Source organism: Clostridium sp., from assembly GCF_030532265.1.
Taxonomy (GTDB): Bacteria; Bacillota; Clostridia; order Clostridiales; family Clostridiaceae; genus Clostridium.
Genome location: NZ_JAUNLM010000130.1, coordinates 1 through 1,637, shown reverse-complemented (window position 1 = coordinate 1,637; position 1,637 = coordinate 1). Strand labels below are relative to the sequence as shown.

At 22.2% G+C, this 1,637-nt stretch carries 1 protein-coding gene and 1 pseudogene; one reads left to right on the top strand and one right to left on the bottom strand.

Annotated features, from left to right (window positions below):
• Positions 1 to 236: 236 nt before the first annotated feature.
• Positions 237 to 1,037 (bottom strand): zinc-ribbon domain-containing protein, encoded by an 801-nt coding sequence (locus Q4E08_RS12140; protein ID WP_303131298.1) that lies wholly within the window; start codon positions 1,035 to 1,037, stop codon positions 237 to 239.
• 115 nt (positions 1,038 to 1,152) lie between these two features.
• On the opposite strand from Q4E08_RS12140, the pseudogene Q4E08_RS12135 reads away from it, so the two are divergent.
• Positions 1,153 to 1,637 (top strand): annotated as a pseudogene (locus Q4E08_RS12135) (hypothetical protein); the annotation flags it as partial.

The following is a 1,637-nucleotide window of genomic DNA, read 5'->3' as shown; positions in this document are numbered from 1 at the left end:
CATCTGATGATTCTACAACATAGCCATACTTCTCTAAAAATTTAGTAAGCTCTTCTCTTATCTTTTCTTCATCTTCTATAATAAAAATCTTTTTACTTTCCATTAATCTCCTCCCATAAAATATTCTTTTAAATTATAAATATGTTTAATTCATATATTAAAATATACAATCTATATAATTATTAAAACATAAAAGAGACACTTATAAAAATAAGCGCCTCTTTGTATATACTATATTAAATAAAATATCTCTCTAAATTATAATAAACTTCATAAATTATAGATGATACATTGTTAAAAACAAACCATGCATTTATTGAATAAACAACCATACAAGTTAAAGAATATATATATATATATTTATTTTTTGATTTTATTAAAGTACCAAATAAAGCATACAATAATACAACTGATAATATAGAACTAAATAAACTTACTATCATCCAAATAGCTCCTCCTAAAACTAGAGCTATAGAAGATAGTATTAATATAAATACATTTATTATTGATACTACAAACATTATATTTATAAGTGAATCTTTATTTATATCTTCTTTAACTAAAAATTTAAATATGATATAAATTACACCTAATATTAAAGCATAATTAATTACATAGCTTCCTAAATTCAAAAAGTATATTTTACCTGTAGGAAATATATTTTCCATAATCATATCAAACTGACTTTTAGCTTTTATCATGTCATTAAAATCCCAACTATTAACGTTTGAGAATTCTAGTATCATACCTACTAGACTTTTAACTAAATTAAAACTAAATGACTTAAATAAAAGAGTTTTAACTAGTGGTATTATTAAAGTTATTATTGAAATATAAATTAATTGTATTTTTGATGATATTCCAAAAACTTGTTCCTTAACTGAAGTTATTGGGTGACATAAAGATTTTATTATATATCCTTTATGTTCATTTACATCTATAGGTATATTTTTACTACCACCATTACACTTGTTCCCACATTCTGGACAAAAAACTGATTCATTTGGTATTTCTTTACCACACTTTGAACAAAACATAAAACGCCTCCTATTCTATGTTAAATTATAACGTTTTGTTAACAAATTTGTCAATTGTTCAAAAAAATGTTAAATTATATTTTAGATGTAAAATTATTATTAAGGAGGTTTTAAAATGAATTTTTGTAATAAATGTGGTTCAAAATTAATAAATGGAATTTGTCCTAATTGCTCAAAAATAAAAAAAAACAAAAAAAAATCTAAAATTGTAATAATAAGCCTAGTATTTATCGTTGTAATATTTTCTGGTGTATTCTTTTACTTAAAATCAACAGTCAAATCTGAAAAAGAAATAGCACTTTCATTCTCAAATTCAATTTCCTCTTCAAACCCTGAGGAACTTAGTAAAATACTTTATTGTAATGATAGTTCTTTACCAATAAATAAAAGCAACTCTAATATTCTAATAGATTACTTTAGTAAAAATCCATCAAAATTTTCTTCAATAAATGATGATTTTAAAAACGGAAATTATAAAGATACAGACTCACCTTTATCTATAGAAGAAGTTAGAAAAGATTTCTTCTTAATTCCTGTTTATAAACTAGTTGTAAAACCAAGCTTTATAAAGGTAAAAACTGATTTAAAAGATGCAAAAGT

Excerpts from the sequence above, each read along its gene's own strand:
- Q4E08_RS12140 (WP_303131298.1), bottom strand. The coding sequence starts at position 1,037 with ATGTTTTGTTCAAAGTGTGGTAAAGAAATACCAAATGAATCAGTTTTT.